Annotated in this window: 12 protein-coding genes and 1 tRNA gene; 4 read left to right on the top strand and 9 right to left on the bottom strand. The window is 62.2% G+C overall.

What is annotated here, in order from left to right; all coding sequences use genetic code 11:
* Positions 1-91: 91 nt before the first annotated feature.
* The 3 genes from ugpC to AB0O52_RS22815 all read right to left on the bottom strand — a co-directional run bounded on the left by ugpC (position 92) and on the right by AB0O52_RS22815 (position 3673).
* Positions 92-1174 (bottom strand): sn-glycerol-3-phosphate ABC transporter ATP-binding protein UgpC, encoded by a 1083-nt coding sequence (ugpC, locus tag AB0O52_RS22825; RefSeq protein WP_364542787.1) that lies wholly within the window; start codon positions 1172-1174, stop codon positions 92-94.
* Between the two features lie 194 nt (positions 1175-1368).
* Positions 1369-2193, bottom strand: a complete 825-nt coding sequence (gene otsB / locus AB0O52_RS22820; protein WP_364542784.1) for a trehalose-phosphatase — start codon at positions 2191-2193, stop codon at positions 1369-1371.
* Positions 2183-3673: a trehalose-6-phosphate synthase gene (locus tag AB0O52_RS22815; protein ID WP_364542781.1), complete on the bottom strand. Its 1491-nt coding sequence runs from the start codon at positions 3671-3673 to the stop codon at positions 2183-2185. Before AB0O52_RS22815 ends, otsB begins: the two co-directional genes overlap by 11 nt.
* 179 nt (positions 3674-3852) lie before the next feature.
* Here AB0O52_RS22815 and AB0O52_RS22810 point away from each other — a divergent pair, with 179 nt between their 5' ends.
* Positions 3853-4731, top strand: a complete 879-nt coding sequence (locus tag AB0O52_RS22810) for a thioredoxin domain-containing protein (RefSeq protein ID WP_364542779.1) — start codon at positions 3853-3855, stop codon at positions 4729-4731.
* A gap of 242 nt (positions 4732-4973) precedes the next feature.
* Positions 4974-5047: transfer RNA gene (locus AB0O52_RS22805), tRNA-Thr, on the top strand.
* Between the two features lie 115 nt (positions 5048-5162).
* Here the strand turns inward: AB0O52_RS22805 and AB0O52_RS22800 are convergent.
* The 5 genes from AB0O52_RS22800 to gcvPA all read right to left on the bottom strand — a co-directional run bounded on the left by AB0O52_RS22800 (position 5163) and on the right by gcvPA (position 11155).
* Positions 5163-5369: a hypothetical protein gene (locus AB0O52_RS22800; protein WP_364542776.1), complete on the bottom strand. Its 207-nt coding sequence runs from the start codon at positions 5367-5369 to the stop codon at positions 5163-5165.
* Positions 5370-6064: 695 nt separating this feature from the next.
* On the bottom strand, positions 6065-6655 hold the full coding sequence (locus AB0O52_RS22795; RefSeq protein ID WP_364542773.1) for a hypothetical protein: 591 nt from the start codon (positions 6653-6655) through the stop codon (positions 6065-6067).
* A gap of 266 nt (positions 6656-6921) precedes the next feature.
* Positions 6922-8055, bottom strand: coding sequence for an ATP-NAD kinase family protein (locus AB0O52_RS22790; RefSeq protein ID WP_364542771.1), 1134 nt, complete (start codon positions 8053-8055; stop codon positions 6922-6924).
* On the bottom strand, positions 8055-9743 hold the full coding sequence (gene gcvPB / locus AB0O52_RS22785; protein WP_364542768.1) for an aminomethyl-transferring glycine dehydrogenase subunit GcvPB: 1689 nt from the start codon (positions 9741-9743) through the stop codon (positions 8055-8057). Before gcvPB ends, AB0O52_RS22790 begins: the two co-directional genes overlap by 1 nt.
* Positions 9740-11155, bottom strand: a complete 1416-nt coding sequence (gcvPA, locus tag AB0O52_RS22780; RefSeq protein ID WP_364542765.1) for an aminomethyl-transferring glycine dehydrogenase subunit GcvPA — start codon at positions 11153-11155, stop codon at positions 9740-9742. Before gcvPA ends, gcvPB begins: the two co-directional genes overlap by 4 nt.
* A 164-nt stretch (positions 11156-11319) precedes the next feature.
* On the opposite strand from gcvPA, the gene AB0O52_RS22775 reads away from it, so the two are divergent.
* Positions 11320-12957 carry an amidohydrolase gene (locus AB0O52_RS22775; protein ID WP_364542762.1) on the top strand — a complete coding sequence of 546 codons (1638 nt, stop codon included), beginning with the start codon at positions 11320-11322 and terminating at the stop codon, positions 12955-12957.
* 5 nt (positions 12958-12962) lie between these two features.
* Here the strand turns inward: AB0O52_RS22775 and AB0O52_RS22770 are convergent, their stop codons facing one another.
* Positions 12963-14504 (bottom strand): PucR family transcriptional regulator, encoded by a 1542-nt coding sequence (locus AB0O52_RS22770; protein ID WP_364542759.1) that lies wholly within the window; start codon positions 14502-14504, stop codon positions 12963-12965.
* Between the two features lie 966 nt (positions 14505-15470).
* Between AB0O52_RS22770 and AB0O52_RS22765 the strand changes: the two genes are divergently transcribed.
* Positions 15471-15935, top strand: a complete 465-nt coding sequence (locus AB0O52_RS22765) for a nuclear transport factor 2 family protein (RefSeq protein WP_364542756.1) — start codon at positions 15471-15473, stop codon at positions 15933-15935.
* Positions 15936-16461: the final 526 nt, after the last annotated feature.

Here is a 16461-nt window from a genome sequence, read left to right as displayed (position 1 = left end):
GCGTCTTCGCGTCCCTGCATAAGCCCAGTCTTAACCACCCAGCTCACCAGTCCAGCCGACGCGCCCACCGCCCGATTAATTCAGCAGTCTCCTAGTCGCCCAGGCGCAGGCCTGTCTTGGTGTCGAACAGGTGCACGTGGCCCGACTGCGGACGTACCCAGATGGACTCGCCCTTCATCGGAGGACGGCGGCCGTCGACGCGTGCCACGATGTCGTGGCTCTTGCCGTCAAGCGTGGTGTGGCCGTAGACGTAGGCGTCTGCGCCGAGCTCTTCGACGACGTCGACCTCAACCTGGAGGCCTTCGCCAGCGGGTGCGGTCTCGAGGTCTTCAGGGCGGGAACCGAGCGTGACCGTCTTGCCGGTGGCGTCTTCGAGGACGTCGTGCTGGACGGGGTAAACCGTGCCGCCGAACTGGACTCCGCCGTCGACGACGGGCAGTTCCAGCAGGTTCATGGCGGGGGAGCCGATGAAGCCGGCCACGAAGACGTTCTTCGGACGGTCGTACAGGTTGCGCGGGGTGTCCACCTGCTGCAGCAGGCCGTCCTTGAGAACGGCGACGCGGTCACCCATGGTCATGGCCTCGACCTGGTCGTGGGTCACGTAGACCGTGGTGACGCCGAGGCGGCGGGTCAGGGATGCGATCTGGGTGCGCGTCTGGACACGGAGCTTGGCGTCCAGGTTGGAAAGGGGCTCATCCATGAGGAAGACCTGCGGGTTGCGGACGATTGCGCGGCCCATGGCAACGCGCTGGCGCTGACCACCGGACAGTGCCTTCGGCTTGCGGTCCAGGTACTGCTCCAGGTCAAGAAGCTTGGCTGCTTCGCGGACACGCTCAGCGCGCTCTTCCTTGGAGACGCCGGCGATCTTGAGCGCGAAGCCCATGTTGTCCGCAACAGTCATGTGCGGGTACAGAGCGTAGTTCTGGAAGACCATTGCGATGTCGCGGTCCTTCGGCGGGACGTCCGTGACGTCGCGGTCGCCGATCAGAATGCGGCCGGAGTTCACATCCTCGAGGCCTGCGAGCATGCGCAGGGAGGTGGACTTACCGCAACCGGAGGGTCCAACGAGGACCAGGAATTCGCCATCGGCGATGTCGATGTTGAGCTTATCGACGGCGGGCTTATCTGTGCCCGGGTACAGACGCGTAGCGTTATCAAAAGTAACTGTTGCCACAGTTATCAATCCCTTCACCGGCAGGTACGTGCCGGACGATCCGTTGTGAATGGTTCATGTCTATTCAGTTGGACTCCCCGCCCTGGGCTGGGCCCGGGCAAGGGAGACTGAGTGACGCCGCACGGTAGTTGTGCGCCACATCACAACCAAGAGTATGGCAGCAGCCCGGGTTATTCGCGTAAATGTTACGAACGTCACATGTGAGATGAGTCTCCCGAGACTGCGCGGCGACGCTCGCGAAGGACCGCCTCCAGGAGCTCGGCGACGTGGACGGGGGCCTCGACGCGGAACTCGGCCTGGGTGAAATCCAGCCCGACTTTCACCCCGACGTCGCCGGCGCCGAGCCTGGCGATCGCGTCCTCGTCCGTCACGTCGTCGCCGGCGAAAAGGATTCCGGTGGCGGAGGTGGCCTGGCGCAGGAACTCGACGGCCTCGCCCTTGGAGGAATGCACCACGGAGGTCTCGAGAACCCGCTTGCCGTTCTTGAGGTAGACCCCCGGCCGGCCTTCAAGGACCGCCCGAGCGGCCGCGACAGCGTCCTCCGCCACATCATCGGCGGCACGCCGGGTGTGGAGTACGACGCCGGCGGGCTTGTCCTCGAGGACGGTCCCCGGAGCTTCCTGCGAGATTCCGGCCAGGACCTCGCGAACCTCGGCGAGGAGCTCCTTTTGGGCGTCATCGAGCCGAAGCTCCGCCGAGCCGGGGCCCATCCAGGCCTCCGCGCCATGGCTGCCTATCAGCAGCGTTGCCTCTGGAGGGGAGGCGACCGCCCGGAGGCTGTCCAGTGCCCGCCCGGAGATGAGCGCCGTCGTCGTCCTCGGAAGTTTGGCGAGTTCAGCGAAAGCGGCGGCTGAACGCTGGAGCGGGCGCGCGGCGTCGGCATGGTCCACGATCGGGGAGATGGTGCCGTCAAAGTCCATGGCCACCAGAAGGTGGTCGGTGCCCGCGATCCGGTGGACGGCGTCGAGCAGTTCGGGCGGCAGGCTCAGCGGGGGAGTGGCTGCTGTCTCAGGAGTCATCGCGCACCACGATCTCTGCCAGCGCCGAGAGGAAGTCGGCGGACCAATGATCGACGTCGTGGTCGAGGATTTGCTTGCGCATGGACCTCATCCGGCGGCGGGATTCGTTCGGAGGCAGGTGCACGGCCCTCATGATGGTGTTCTTGAGCCCGTCGATGTCGTGCGGATTCATCAGGAGTGCTTGCTTGAGTTGATCGGCCGCGCCAGTGAACTCACTGAGGACCAAGGCGCCCGTGTTGTCGGTCCTGGCTGTGACATATTCCTTGGCCACGAGGTTCATGCCGTCGCGCAACGCCGTCACCAGCATGACGTCGGCCGCAAGGTACAGGGCCACCATCTCCTCGATCGGGTAGCTGTGGTGGAGGTAGCGGACGGCGGTGTTCTGCATCGTGTCGTAGCTGCCGTTGATGTGGCCCACGGTGCCTTCAATTTCCTCACGCAGGAGCCTGTACTGCCGCACGCGCTCGCGGCTCGGGCTCGCCACCTGGATCAGCGTGGCGTCCTCCACGGTGAGCCGGCCTTCCTTGAGGAGTTCCTCGAAGGCCTTCAGGCGGTGGGGGATGCCCTTGGTGTAGTCCAGGCGGTCCACGCCCAGGAGGATCGTTTTCGGGTTGCCGAGGTCCTGGCGGATCTGCCGGGCACGCTCGACGATGTCCGGGCGCGCCGCGAGTTCGCTGATCTGGTCCACGGCGATGGAGATCGGGAAGGCCTGTGCGCGGGCAATATGGGTGATCCGGCCATCCGGTCCCTTGACGTGGATCTGTTGCTGTTTGACGCTTGCGCCAATGAAGCGGCGTGCCGAGCGCATGAAGTTCGCCGCGTCACTTGGACGCTGGAAGCCCACCAGGTCAGCGCCGAGCAGGCCTTCGATGATGGCCTGGCGCCACGGCAATTGGGCGAAGATCTCCGGCGGCGGGAACGGGATGTGGTTGAAGAAACCGATGCGCAGGTCCGGGCGTGCCTGGCGGAGAATGCTCGGCACGAGCTGGAGTTGGTAGTCCTGAACCCAGACAGTGGCTCCGTGGTCCGCGTGCTGGATAACGGCGTCGGCGAACCGCCGGTTGACCCGGCGGTAGCTGTCCCACCATGTTCGGTGGAACTCCGGAGGGGCAATGACGTCGTGGTAGAGCGGCCAGAGGGTGGCGTTGGAGAAGCCTTCGTAATAGAGCTCAACATCGTCCGTGCTGAGGTCCACGGGAATCAGGTCCATGCCGCCGTGGCTGAAGGGCTCCAACGCTTCGTCCGGGGCGCCGTGCCAACCCACCCACGCGCCGTCGGTCTTGGTCATCATCGGCGCGAGGGCAGTGACCAGGCCGCCCGGAGAGCGGCGCCAACCTTCCTCGCCGTCATCCCCGTCATCGCTCGTGTACCGGTCTACTGGAAGGCGGTTGGAGACCACCATGAAATCGTGTTTCCGGGCCCTTGGGGCCTCATTGCCTTCGGGTGCGCCGTCGATTTTTTCGCTTGCCGTTTCTTGCATTGCTGCCCCTTGGAGTTGCTTGTGACTCATCTCCCACCCTACCGGCGGGAATCATCAAGGACACTTGCTCGTTCCTCAGACTGGAGTCGAAGACCCCAGCAAAGCTGCCACTCTTCTCCCGTAAACTGGCCCCGTTGCCATTGCTACAACCAACGCCGTCGATCAATCACGAGGAACTGATGAGCCCCGCAAACGAACCACGCCTGTCCAAGGCAGAGCGCACCGCCCAGGCCCGCGAAAAGGCCCGCGCGATCCGCGAAGCTCAGCTGAAGAAAGACAAGCGCAATAAGTTGCTCATCGGATGGGGCATCGTGGTTGCCGTCGTGGCGATCCTCGCGGTCATTGCCCTCGTGGTCACCCAGAACATTGCCAACAACGCCCCGATCGCCGATCAGGGCCCGACGCCGGCGAACGCCAACGTGCACGGCGGCGTGACGCTCCTGAAGGGCACCGATGTGGCGAAGGTGGCCGCCGGCACCGTTAGCCTGGCGTCCCTGCCGTCAGCCCCGGCCACCGCGCCCGCCACCGTGACCGCTCCCGGCGCCGAGGCGGAAGCTGGAAAACCGGTCAAGGTTGTGGCCTACATCGACTTCATCTGCCCCATTTGCAAGAACTTCGAGACCACGTACAGCCAGCAGCTGACCCAGTTGCGCAACGACGGCAAGATCACCCTGGAGTACCGTCCGTTCGGCTTCCTGGATGCCAGCTCCAGCACCAACTACTCCTCTCGCGCAGCCAACGCCGCCGCGTGCGTGGCGAACACGTCCCCGGATAAGTACTCCGCACTCGTGGACCTGCTGTACGCTCAGCAGCCCGCCGAGGGCAGTGCAGGCATTTCGGACAACGACCTCAAGAAGTTGGCCACCCAGGCGGGATCGGCCAACATCGACTCTTGCATCGACAACAAGACCTACCGGCCGTTCGTCAAGGTGGTCACCCAGGAGGCCAAGAACATCGGGATCTCCGGCACGCCCACGGTCTTCATCGACGGCCAGCAGTGGGACAACAAGTCGGACTTCATGACCGTCCTGAATGCGGCTATCGCAGCAAAGAAGTAGTTCCGGGAATTTGACGGACGCCTGGCGGAAGGCGGCACTCGCTGTATGGCGGGTGCCGCCCCGCCCGGAGTCGAACGACGTCGTACGACGGCGGGGGCGCGGGTCGCCCCGCCCGGCGATGATCGCCCCGACCGGCGCCCTCGGAATTTCCGTGCGTGGGACGTCTTGGGCTACCCTTATCTAGCGCCCGCGCGCGCTAGCTCCGGTTTGCCGGGGCAACCAGCTCCGGTCCGCCGGGGCGCGCCTCCTTAGCTCAGTTGGCCAGAGCACCGCTCTTGTAAAGCGGGGGTCGTCGGTTCGAATCCGACAGGGGGCTCCGATTGCAGTTTGACCTGCGGTTTTAGTATGCCGACATGGGTTTTAAGGGTCCATTCGAACCATAACTCACCATAAACTCACCAGAATCAGCTCCGACGTGAGTCTCCGTCAGGCTACATGCCCACGCCCGAGGGCCTGGGCTCGTCCGGGTTGAAGGCGTAGAGTGCGGCGCGGGTGTCCAAGGCTTCTTTGTATTCTTCGACATAGTGCTTGCGCGTCATCGAAACCTTGGAGAGCCCTGCTTGGTATGCCGCGGCCTCAACGCCCGTGGTCCGGGCGATGATGGTGGCGTTTGATTTGCGGAACGTCTTGAACGTCACCCAGGAGTAGCCGCTGCCGTCGGCTGCTTTCCGCCACGTTTTGCCGACGTTATTCGGATCGCAGACGGTGCCGGTGGACGAAGGGAAGATGAGGTTGAGGGGATTTGTTGCGGCGACGTTGGCCTGACGGCTTTGTCGTTCTCGAAGCTGGGTCGCGAGGAGTCAGGAACCGTGGCCGCGCCGCCAAGCCCCGGGTTGAATCGACCGAGGCACGGAAACTTGGCGCTTACGCACGAGCCGGCGCTCGGAACCGCAGGCAACGCGCTACAACAGCGTCCCGCCGATGTAGACGTTCGTTGTCCCGACGATCTTCCGACATGAACCGAACGCCGATAAGCACCCATTTTTCGGCCTGGCCGGGCTGAAGGGCCAACGGGGCAGCGGCTGCCAATTACTCCCCTCACGTCTTTCAACGTGAGGGGAGCAGGAGAGGCTGGCAGCACGGAACCGGCGGTGATCTTCTTCGTTCAACGTCTCGTAATTGTGTCCTTCAAGTTCTGGGCGGCTCGCGGCCGCGGCAATCGAGTCCTCATCCGGGAGCACGGTGAAGCTTCGTCTGGAGGATGCTCCGTGTCGGCAAACAGGTTGCTCATCTCACCGGTTTCGACCGCAGAAGGAGGCCGGCCCGGTTGCAGGGACGGAGCGGTGGCCGCAGGCCTCTGACGGCCCTAGCCATGCTCATCTGGGAAGGGCCGCTAATGCGTCGTGAGCCGGAACAATTCGAGTAGTTTGCCGCGGACTTCCGCGTAGGATGAATCCCCCAAGGCATTGGCCCAATCGGCCTCTACATCACGCTGGGCGCGCTCAACAGTCTGCATCACTGCAAGGCCCCGGTCGGCCAACCTGACAGTACTGACCATGCCTAACGGCTCGTGTTCCTCGACTACATAGCCCTTTTCGGCCAGCATATGCGTCAGGTTCCAGACGATCTGCTTGGCCATGTGGAGCCGTTCTGTCAGCGCTTCTACGGTGACCCCGTCCGCTTCTATTCGTGACAGAAGGTGCAATTGGGTTTTTGAAAGATCGGAGTACCCGGATGATTCCAATTCGCCGATAATCCTTCCCATCGCGAAGTGGTATGTCGCTGAAAGGAGAGAAGCAATGTTGGGCAGTGTGGTGCCAGCCTCTGAGGTGTGTGGCATGACTTCCTCCAATAAGTCGAAATGGGGGCGGTTTCCAAGTGAAACACCGGATAGGGGCACCGACAAATCGTCATCTGATTGCGTCTTTTGGATCGGGAACGGCGGGTGCCGACGTGGCAGCAGTTCGGCGCCGATCGTTCGCATCAGAGACTACGCCATTAAGCTATTGTCCGGTTGATTGAAGATTCCGTGGTGACGTCCAGATGCCAGGCGAGTGAGCTGTCGATCCGCGTGCTCGCCGCGGCCTGCTCGCTGCTCGTCGCCGCGAGCAATTACTACCCTTAGCCCATCCTTTGCCAGACGGCTTGCAATAGCCTTGCCGAGAGCGCCGCCACCACCGGTGACCGTTGCCACCCTTTGTCTGATTGTCACGTGACTAGGCATCTCTGTGCGATTTCCAATGTGAAACCTTATGCCGATAGAAGCCGGACAACGGCTTCTTGGCGGTGCCCGGTGATGACCCGGCGCAGACCGGTGACTTTGTTTTGCAGGCTGATGCTCGGTACATCTACATAGAACGGCCCCCCGCCGAGGGCACCGAGTTTCTCCGGTGTGCAGACGATCAGGTAGTTTTCTCGCTCGAGCCGTGCCAAGACCATCGCGTCCAACTGCTGGTTCCCGCGTCCCAAGAGGAAGCCCTGCCCGCCGATGGGGGACAGGATGATCTGGAGCCCGTACCCGCGCGTCAGCTCGTGCAGTTGCGCCGCCGCGCAGTCCCTGGCGAGCAGAGCGCCCTCGTGTAGGACGTCCACGCCCAGCAATGTGGAATCAACGCCCAGACCCTGCGCTACCGCCGCGACCGTCGTGCCTGGTCCGAGCAGGCACATGGCGCCTGGATCGATCCGGTCCATGCACTCTCTGGCAATACCGCGGAGCACATCTCGTGGCTCGTCCCGCGAGCCGACCTTACCGCCCTGGAGCAGCTTCTGCGCCCCTAGGACGGTCAGCCGACCGTACAGGGTCGAGGAAATAACGCCCGCCCGTCGGGCCTCCTCGTCAATGTCGACGACTTCGGCCTGACAGGTAGCGGTATTCCCCTGCGTAAACGCGGCAAGAATGGCCGCTGCCGACTCGGGCGAGCGGGCGAAGACGCCCGACTGCATCTTGACCCCGGCCGGAATTCCCAGGACGACGTCACCGGGAGAAACGGCCGCCGCGATGTCGCGGGCGGTGCCGTCCCCGCCCGCGAACACCAGGACATCGAGATCCATCGACGTCATGGCAGCCGCCGCGGTCATCGTGTCGCCGGCCGTGGTGACCGCCCCGCAAACCGTGCGAACCACGGCGGCGGGCGTGTGGCCCGCGCCGTGCACGGCGTCTTCGCCCAGGGCACCCGCGCCGGCAACAATCTCGACGTCGACGCCGAAACGCGCCAGCTCTGCCAGCATCCGGGCGGTGCGCCTCGCAGAGGTAGGAACAGACCCGCGCCGGATTGCCTCCTGCTGAATCTGCGCCCCGTCGCTGCCCTTCAGCCCGGCAGGCCCGCCAAGACCGGCCACGGGATTGACGATCAAACCGATTCTCAGCGGGCGTGCCGTTGACATCACCGGTGGTGGGCCTTGGTCGCCCGCGGACGGATCGGAAGCTCTGCCGAGGCCTCCCACCGCGGTACTGCCGCAAATTCAGCGCCCAAGTATTTGCGTCGGTACGCACGCCAGGACGTAGCCCAGGTGTCTGGGTCCGTTGTGGCATCGACGTCGACTGTGTGAATGCTGCTGCGGTACGGTGCGTCCTGGAGCACGGCCGGATTAGTCCGTGCCTCTTCAGCTGTGTGCCGCAAGGCCTCAATGTACTCGTCGAGTTCCCTTTTGGAATACGACTCGGTCGGTTCCAGGGTCACCGGTTCCGGAACGATGTAGGGGTGGTGGCTCGTCCAGTAGTGCAGCCCGTAGTCGGCCATTCTGGCACCGATCTGGCTCGAGCTGATGCCGGTCTGGTCTGTCAGCTCCTGCCAGCTATACCGGACCTGCTCGACACGGTGTTGGCCGACGGCATACGGTGCGGAAATCCCGTCGATTTTGAGAATTTGCGCCATCAGGTAGTTGTTATTTAGCACCGCTATCTCAGAGACCTGCCGCAGGCCCTCGGGACCGAGCGATCTGATCCAGGCATACGCGCGGATGAGGTTCGGAATGACGCCGTGGAACGGGCGGATGTCTGCCGTAGCGGTCCCGGCGGCCGGGGTCAGGGCATATTCCGACCCGGTGTAGCTAGCGCGGCGCCCCGGGAGAAACGGCGCCAGCTCAGCGGTGGCTCCGATGGCCCCCGCGGCAGGCCCACCACAGGCATGAGGTGTCGAGAACGTCTTGTGCAGGTTGAAATGGCACAGATCGAAGCCGGCTTCACGTGCTCGGGTGATGCCCAGCAGGCCGTTGGCGTTGGCTTGGTCATAGACACAGATGCCGCCGACTGCGTGCACGGCGTCCACATACTCAGTGATCCGGGGATTGAAGATGCCGGTGTCCTCGGGATTGGTGATGAACAAGGCCGCAGTGCGCTCAGAGAGCACAGACTTGAGGGCATCAAGGTCCGGGAAGCCGTTCTCGTCCGGGTACAGGGTGACGACCTTGTAGCCTGCAGTCTTCGCCGTCGCGGCATTGGACGGATGGGAGAAGATAGTAGTAATGATCTCGTCCCGAGTGACCCCATCTTCGCGGCTGTCGTGGAACGCCTGGACGATCTTGACATTGCCGTAAATCGCCGCCGATCCTGATCCCGCCTGAAGGCTGACTGCATCCATGCCGGAGACCTCGGCCAGGTAGCCTTCCAGTTCGGCCAGAATCTGCAATGTTCCCTGAGCAGTGGATTCAGGCTGCAACGGATGCATGTTCACAGACTGAGGCGACCCGGCGAAGCGTTCATTGATCTTGGGGCTGTACTTCATCGTGCAGGTGCCCTGCCCGATATCGACGTTCAGATCGGCGCCCAAGGTTTCCTGAGACAGCCGCAGGTAATGCCGGAGCACTTGGGACTGACCGATTTCAGGCAGGTTCGGTGACTGGTTGCGCCGGAACTGTTGTTCGGGCGAGTTTTCCAGAATTGCGATCCCCGCCGGCGGCACCGCGATCCCCCGGTGGCCTTCGGCGCTCAGCTGGAAGATCAGCGGTTCGCCCCACCGGACCGCGTGGTAGTTGCGCAGCAGCGGCTTGTCCACCGTGAACTGCGGCAGCTGCGTGCACACTTCGACCTGGTCCTGAGCGGATTCGACGAGCTCTGTTTCGATGGTTGTCATTTCAAAATGTCCTTCAGTGCGCATACCAACTGGTCAATATCCGCGGGAGAGTGCAGCTCCGTCACGCAGTAAATGGCTACGCCGTCGAGGTGCTCGGGGGACCCGCCAGTACCGGTGCCAAGGACGTCGAGTGCACTGGCGCCGCCGTAGATGCCGCGTTCCAGCAAGGCCGCATTGACGTCCGATGCACTGCGTCCCTGGTACCTGACCGCGAATTCGCGCCAGTGCGCGCTGCCGCTGTGGAGCACCTCGATGCCGTCAAGCTCGTCCAGCGCGCTCATGGAGTAGCGTGTGCGACTGGCAATGGTGTCACCGAGCTGTGTCATCCCGGCCGGGCCCATCAGCGCGAGGTAGGCCCCGGCCGTGATGCCCCACAAGGCAGCCGCGGTGCCAACCCACTCGATACCTTCCTCACGCATGGCCAGGGAGGTCCGCTCGTAGGCAACGTCGCAGAAGCCGAGTTCGCCGTCCACCCGCGTCGGGGCGAGCCCGAACAGGCGGGACGGGTATTCAAAGACGAAACGCTCGTCGTCGTGGGTGGCGATGAAGCCGCCGGTGGCTCCGCCGTAATGCATGCCGAGGCCCAGGGACTGGATGTCGCCACAGACAATATCCGCGCCCCAGGCTGCCGGTGCCGTCATGAATCCGAGGCTCAGTGGATCAGTGGAGCAGACCAGGAGCGAGCCGTTCGCATGGGCGAGTTCGGCGATCCCGGCGGCTTCCTGTTCGATTACGCCGTAGACATTCGGTGTTTCGAGGAAGACCGCGGCGGTCTGGCTGTCCAGGAGCGCGGCCACATCCTCGGCATAAACGTGTCCCGTATCCGGACGGATGGCCACATACTGGATGTCCAATGCCCCGGCCAGGAAAGTACCGATTTTCTGCCGTTTCCCGGCGGCGATGGTCTGCGCAACAATCACGCGGCTACGGCCGGTGATGCGTCCGGCCATCCGCAGTGCCGTGGCTGCCGCCTGATACCCGTCGTAAGTGGGCACATTGACGACGTCCATCTCCAGCAGTTCGGCCATCAGCGAGGTGTACTCAAAAAGAGCCTGCCATTTGCCATGGTCCTCGTAGGGCTCACCTGCGTAGGCGGTCAGGAATTCGGCACGCCGGTTGATTTCATCGCAGACCGCGGGCACATGGTGCGGGTAGCAGCCCGACCCGAGGAAGGAGATAACATCCGTCGTCGGACGGTTCTTGGCCAGGATCCGCTGCATATGCCGTTCAAGATCCGGTTCCGCAACGAGTGCCGCTGGGAGATTGAGGGGCCGGTCCATGCGCAGTGCAGCGGGAATACTGAAAAACAGTGCTTCGACGGAGTCCACGCCGATGACGTCCAGCATTGCCCGCTTGGTAGCGGGCGCGGAATTGGGGACATAGGGGTGCACGGGGGTTAAACCGTGGTCCATGAATACCTCCTCGGATTGTACGCAGCAGCTGACCGCATTGTTAGGTTTATACGAACCTACGGATATTCGGGAAGGAAGAAGATATCCGTCTTGGACAATTTCCAGGCAGTGTTGTCCCTCGCGTCTACTCCTGAACGCCGGCGCGGGTGGATACAGTGAGCCGTGTGAAGCTGGATTTGATAATCAAGAACGCAAACATCATCACGCTGGACGATCAGCGTCCGAAGGCCCATTCCATGGGCGTATGGAACGAGCAGATCGTCGGCCTCGACGGCGACATAGAGGGTCTGGGTGCCGCCCGCACCATCGACGCCGGCGGGGCGACGGTCACCCCCGGGTTCTACGATGTGCACAACCATATGGCGGCGTTCGGTCAGCAATTGCAGGAGATCGATGCCAGTGGCTTCACTAGCTGCCAGGAACTTTACGACGCCGTCGCTGGCGCTGTCTCCCGGAGCCCGGAGGAGGAATGGATTACGGGCTCCGGCTACGACCAGACGATGCTGGGCGGCCATCCGGAGCGGACCAAACTGGATAATGCCGCACGGGGGCGGAAGGTTGTGTTCATCCACAGGACCAGCCACATGCTCGTGGCCAGTTCACCGGTTTTTGAGGCCGTGGGAGCGATGTTGACCAGCTACCCGGTCGCAGCGGGCGGGTTCATCGAGCGTGATGACGGAGGCCGGCCCACCGGCTTGGTGGCGGAGCAAGCAATGGCGCCCTTCCGCGACCTGCGGAAACCGTTCGGCGAAGCTGCTCTCGTAAGCGCACTAGGGCTGGCTAACGATCGCTACGTCGCCGAGGGCCTGACTTCCGTGACCGAAGCCGGTATCGGTGCCTCCCCGATCGTCGGATCGAGTCCGGTGGAATTCGCCGCCTACCAGAGGGGACACGACAGCGGGCGGATCCGGGTGCGCACCCAGCTGATGGTTGCCATGGAGAATTTCCATTCCCTGGTGGCGGCGCCAACGGACGGCTACAACCTTGGCCTGGACTTGGGGATCCGGACGGGACTGGGCAACGGAAAACTCTCTGTGGGGCCGGTGAAGATCTTCACTGATGGTGCCCTAATGAGCCGTACCGCGTCGATGACGGAGAATTTCTGCGGGCATGATCATGCCGGGATCATGCAGTTCGGCTTTGAAGAGCTGCGCGATCTGGCTGTGCAAGCGCACCGGGGCGGCTGGCAGCTCGCCGTCCATGCTATTGGCGACCATGCAGTAGACATCGCGCTGGATGTCATCGACGCTGCTTCCAGATCGTTGAAGCGCGAGGATCCGCGCCACCGGATTGAGCACGCGTCAGTGGTGCGCCCGGACCAGCTGGAGCGGTTCGTCCGCCTGGGGGTGATCCCCTCACCGCAGGGCCGATTCGTCTACGAAATCGGCGACGGAGTCGCTGAGGTCATAGGGGCTGACCGGCTGCCGTGGACGTACCGCCACAAGTCATTCCTGGATGCAGGCCTGACCGTGCCCGGTAGTTCTGATCGTCCTGTAGTCAAGGGTGCCCCGTTGCTTGCCATGCAGGCAATGGCCGAGAGAATGACTGTGTCCGGGAAGCAATTCTCCAAGCATGAAGCGGTCTCCGCCTTCGAAGCACTGAAAAGCTATACCGTGCATTCTGCGTATGCCTCCCGCGAAGAAGACATCAAGGGCCGGCTAATGCCGCGGTTCTTGGCTGATTTTGTCATCCTCGACCAAGACCCGACGGCCGTGCCGGTCGCCTCGATCGGAAGCACTAATGTCGTGGGTACTTTCGTAGGCGGCAAGGCCGAGTACGATCCGTCCGGTTTGATGGGGTAGCCGGGTCAGCCCGCTTGCCCTTCGGACTGGGCCATCTCCCGGAACTCACACGCGAGCCATAATTCCAGCAGATCCGCCGAATTGTCGAAGTCACGCCCGGTGAGCTCGGCAATTTTAGAAACCCGGGCCCGCATAGTGTGCCGGTGGACGCCCAGCTGCGCAGCAGCAGATTCCACATTGCACGTGTTCTCCAGGAAGGCACTCAGGGCCGGGACCAGTTCCGAGGATCTTTTGGCGTCATGGTCGTCCAGCGGCGCCAGCACAGCGTCGGCGAAGTTCGCCCTTTCGGCCGGATCTCCCAGCATCAGCATGGCCTTGTAACCGGGGCTGTCCGGGAGCGCTATGAAGGGGACCGACCGGCGGCGGGCAAGCGACCGTGCGCGGTTTGCCTGCCGCAGGCTCAGGGCTGCCCGCTCTGGACCCACCACCGTGCCCATCCCTGCCGGCCCGGTATCGGCCTTAGCAATCAGATCCGCCAACAGCGCAGGCACCCCGGGCTCCGGGTCGCACAGGACAAGAACGGACTCAGCTGGTTTCTGCCGGCTAAAAATGTCGCCGCAGTAATCTTTGATACCTGAAATCAGCGCCGTCAGACGGGGCTCGCTGATGCCGTCGGGCATCGAAACGCACTGAACGGTTGAGCATTCAACACCGGCACGGGCTAACCGCACGGTTGCTTCGATTTCGGACAGATCCCCGGCAAGCAGCGCATCCACAGCTCTGTTACGGGCGAGCCGTTGCTGGTGGGTGCTCGAATGACGCAGTTCGAGCAGGACACTGAGGAGCGAAAAGACCATGCTGAGAATCGCTTGGTCGTATGAGGATAGGGGGCCGCGCTTGACGGCGATCATGACGCCCCTCAGCCGGCCCTGGGTTCCCAGCGGCGAGACGATCGTGGAATGGACGCCATCATCAATACTGATCGCCCACCGGAGGCCCTCGAGCATGCGGGTGCCGATTTCGCCGCGCCGAAGTGCGAAATGCTGTTCCGCGTCCGGTCCACTGCTGGCAACGGGACGCAGGGCCGGGTCATAGACGGCGCAAACAAAACTTGTGTTGGAGGCCAGCGCCCATAGGACCGAGGCCACGCCGTCCGATGATGCCGCGGCCTCGCTTAGCTGGCGCTGGGCCAGCAGCGCCCGGCGCAGAGGTTCTGTCTGTTCTTCATTCAGGGCGTCGCTGACCCTGCGCACCACGGACTGCAGCGGAGTATTTTCCGGGACATGGACCAGCTGAAGACCGGATACTGCGGCCGCATCCACGAGATGCTCAGGCAGTTGGCGGTGGGGGAGCGACTTCCCAGTGCTCAGCCCCAGAGCAGCCACTCCGGCGGTGGTAAGCCTGACACAATACTCCACCGTTTTCTTCGCATCGCGGAACAGGTCAAGTCCGGTAGTCAGGAGTAATTCGTGCCCGACCAGCCACGGCGTCGGGTCTTGCAGCTCACTGACGTGGGCCCATCTGACCTCTGGATCCGCCTCACCGGACGAAGAAACCCGGGTCAGGCCAAGGTCGGGGAAAACCACCACAGTTGATAGGCGAAGCACAGTTTCCCGTCTCCAATCTGGCGCCAAGCGCGGGTCTGGCCGACAGACACCGGGCACGCCTATGCGGTCCAAGACAAGCCTGCGGCACCAGCCGAAGAAATTGGCTATCCATGACGGATAGCTACGACTCCCGATTGTACTCAGCGGCCATTCGAGCGAGCGCCGCGGTGTGACATTCTCTTGTGAGATCCGCCACTATCCGCGGGGTCTCGAAGCATACCCAATAGTAGAAGGCCAGTGAGAACAACTATGTCTGTACAAACAAGAACACTCCCAACCATACGAACGTTCTCCCCCTCGCGTGGTCGATAGGCGAGCCTCCCCAGAGAATACAAAACACGCTGCCGCGCCGCCTCGGAACGTTTCGTGGCCCATTGTTTACCACGTAGCTAACGACCGCTGTAGATGTGCCGGCTTCTCGCGCGACCTCATCTTGTGTGACCATGGGCGCATTCGATCATGCCTCTGATGAGCCAGTACGAATCTCGGGCCCTGCCATGCTGACCAACTCACTGTCACCGGGCAATATTTGTTATGAGTTCAAGCCATTAATTGTTTCGGTCTCGTGAACTTTCAGCGGTACGGCGAAGTCAAGTTTTCAGGCTATTGACACCTCGCCAAGTCCGCCTTTAGTCTGGAAATCTAAACGTATAGATGCAAGGGAAACGCTAACCGATCTAACGAGATCTGCTAAACGACATTTGTCGGGCGAATTGTATCTATTCATGAAGTTATCAACGCCAGCACCGATTTGAATTTCAAAATCGTGAGCTGCGTTTAACTCCCATTAGTCATTTAGAGGGAACGCATCGGTGCCGGGGACGTTGCTCGCCGCTACTTTATCCATTGCTGAGCACTTCGGTTTTACCGACTTGACTGGAAGGTTTCATCATTAACTATAATTTTTCGGCTGACCTGATAGGCGCTTCGACCGGGCAGAGCGGCGGAGATGAATACAACCACAGAATGCTCGCCGAGTTGAAGGCAGAGCGGGAGATCAACCGACTGCAAGCCTACTACGGCCAGCTGTGCGATAGGGGATACCCTCCTGAAGAAATCGCTGCTCTGTTTACCGACGCGGGTATTTGGCAAAGTTCCCCGAACGGCCGTCGGCTTCAAGGATCATCCGCGATTGCCTCGTATTTCGGCGGCGCTGACGAGCTCTACCCGTGGGCGCTTCACGTCAACGTCCCACTGGGAGTTGAACTCTCAGACGATGGGCTGTCGGCGCGTGGATCGTGGTATCTGCTGATGCCCTGCGTGGATAACACAACCGGTCATAAGACAGCCGCCTGGCTAGCCGGCAGATATGACAACGAATATGTACGGGAAGAGGGGAAGTGGCTCTTTTCATCTCTTCATGTCAGCTACGGCCTCATGACGCAGCATCTCACCGATTGGGCGGCCAACCGTTTCGCACTCAATACGTGAGTCGTCTAGAGCGAACCCACGCAGCTTTTCGTCGATCGCAAAAAATCGTGCAGTTACCGCAGACCCTAGGCCACTGGGCGGGACACGGTAATACACACCGAAAGGGCAAAACTATGAATATTCGTTCCCGAAGTCACCTGGTGGTGGCGGTTCTAGCCATCGTCTCAACGATAGTTCTAACCGGTTGCCAGCAGGCGAGTTCTGCCAGTGTTGGCGGCAAAGCTGACTCGAGCGCAATCGTGGCTGCGTCGAACTCTCGGGTTCAAGCTGCCATGGCTCCCGTTAAGAAGGGGGCACCTTCGTCGGGTCCTACCGTACAAAAGAACAAATTCATCGTACTCATACCATGTTCAGTCGCATCCGAGGGTTGCGCGCAGCCTGCACGCGGAGCACAGGAAGCCGCAGCCGCCATCGGATGGCGCACACAAATCATGGGACTGCCCCGGCTTTTGTTGACTCGGGGTCTTAGGCCGCTGTGAGCGCGGTCCGGTTGATTGTTTCATATTCGATGGGCGTGAGTTTTCCC

This window comes from Arthrobacter sp. NPDC080073, from assembly GCF_040686575.1.
Lineage (GTDB): Bacteria > Actinomycetota > Actinomycetes > Actinomycetales > Micrococcaceae > Arthrobacter.
The sequence above is the reverse complement of the archived record's forward strand: the minus strand, read 5'-3'. Positions and strand labels throughout refer to the sequence as shown.

Bases quoted from the DNA above. Each gene is read 5' to 3' on its own strand.
- AB0O52_RS22790 (WP_364542771.1), bottom strand. From the start codon at position 8,055: ATGTCAACGGCACGCCCGCTGAGAATCGGTTTGATCGTCAATCCCGTG.
- AB0O52_RS22810 (WP_364542779.1), top strand. From the start codon at position 3,853: ATGAGCCCCGCAAACGAACCACGCCTGTCCAAGGCAGAGCGCACCGCC.
- AB0O52_RS22765 (WP_364542756.1), top strand. From the start codon at position 15,471: ATGCTCGCCGAGTTGAAGGCAGAGCGGGAGATCAACCGACTGCAAGCC.
- AB0O52_RS22795 (WP_364542773.1), bottom strand. From the start codon at position 6,655: ATGCGAACGATCGGCGCCGAACTGCTGCCACGTCGGCACCCGCCGTTC.
- gcvPB (WP_364542768.1), bottom strand. From the start codon at position 9,743: ATGACAACCATCGAAACAGAGCTCGTCGAATCCGCTCAGGACCAGGTC.
- AB0O52_RS22815 (WP_364542781.1), bottom strand. From the start codon at position 3,673: ATGCAAGAAACGGCAAGCGAAAAAATCGACGGCGCACCCGAAGGCAAT.
- gcvPA (WP_364542765.1), bottom strand. From the start codon at position 11,155: ATGGACCACGGTTTAACCCCCGTGCACCCCTATGTCCCCAATTCCGCG.
- otsB (WP_364542784.1), bottom strand. From the start codon at position 2,193: ATGACTCCTGAGACAGCAGCCACTCCCCCGCTGAGCCTGCCGCCCGAA.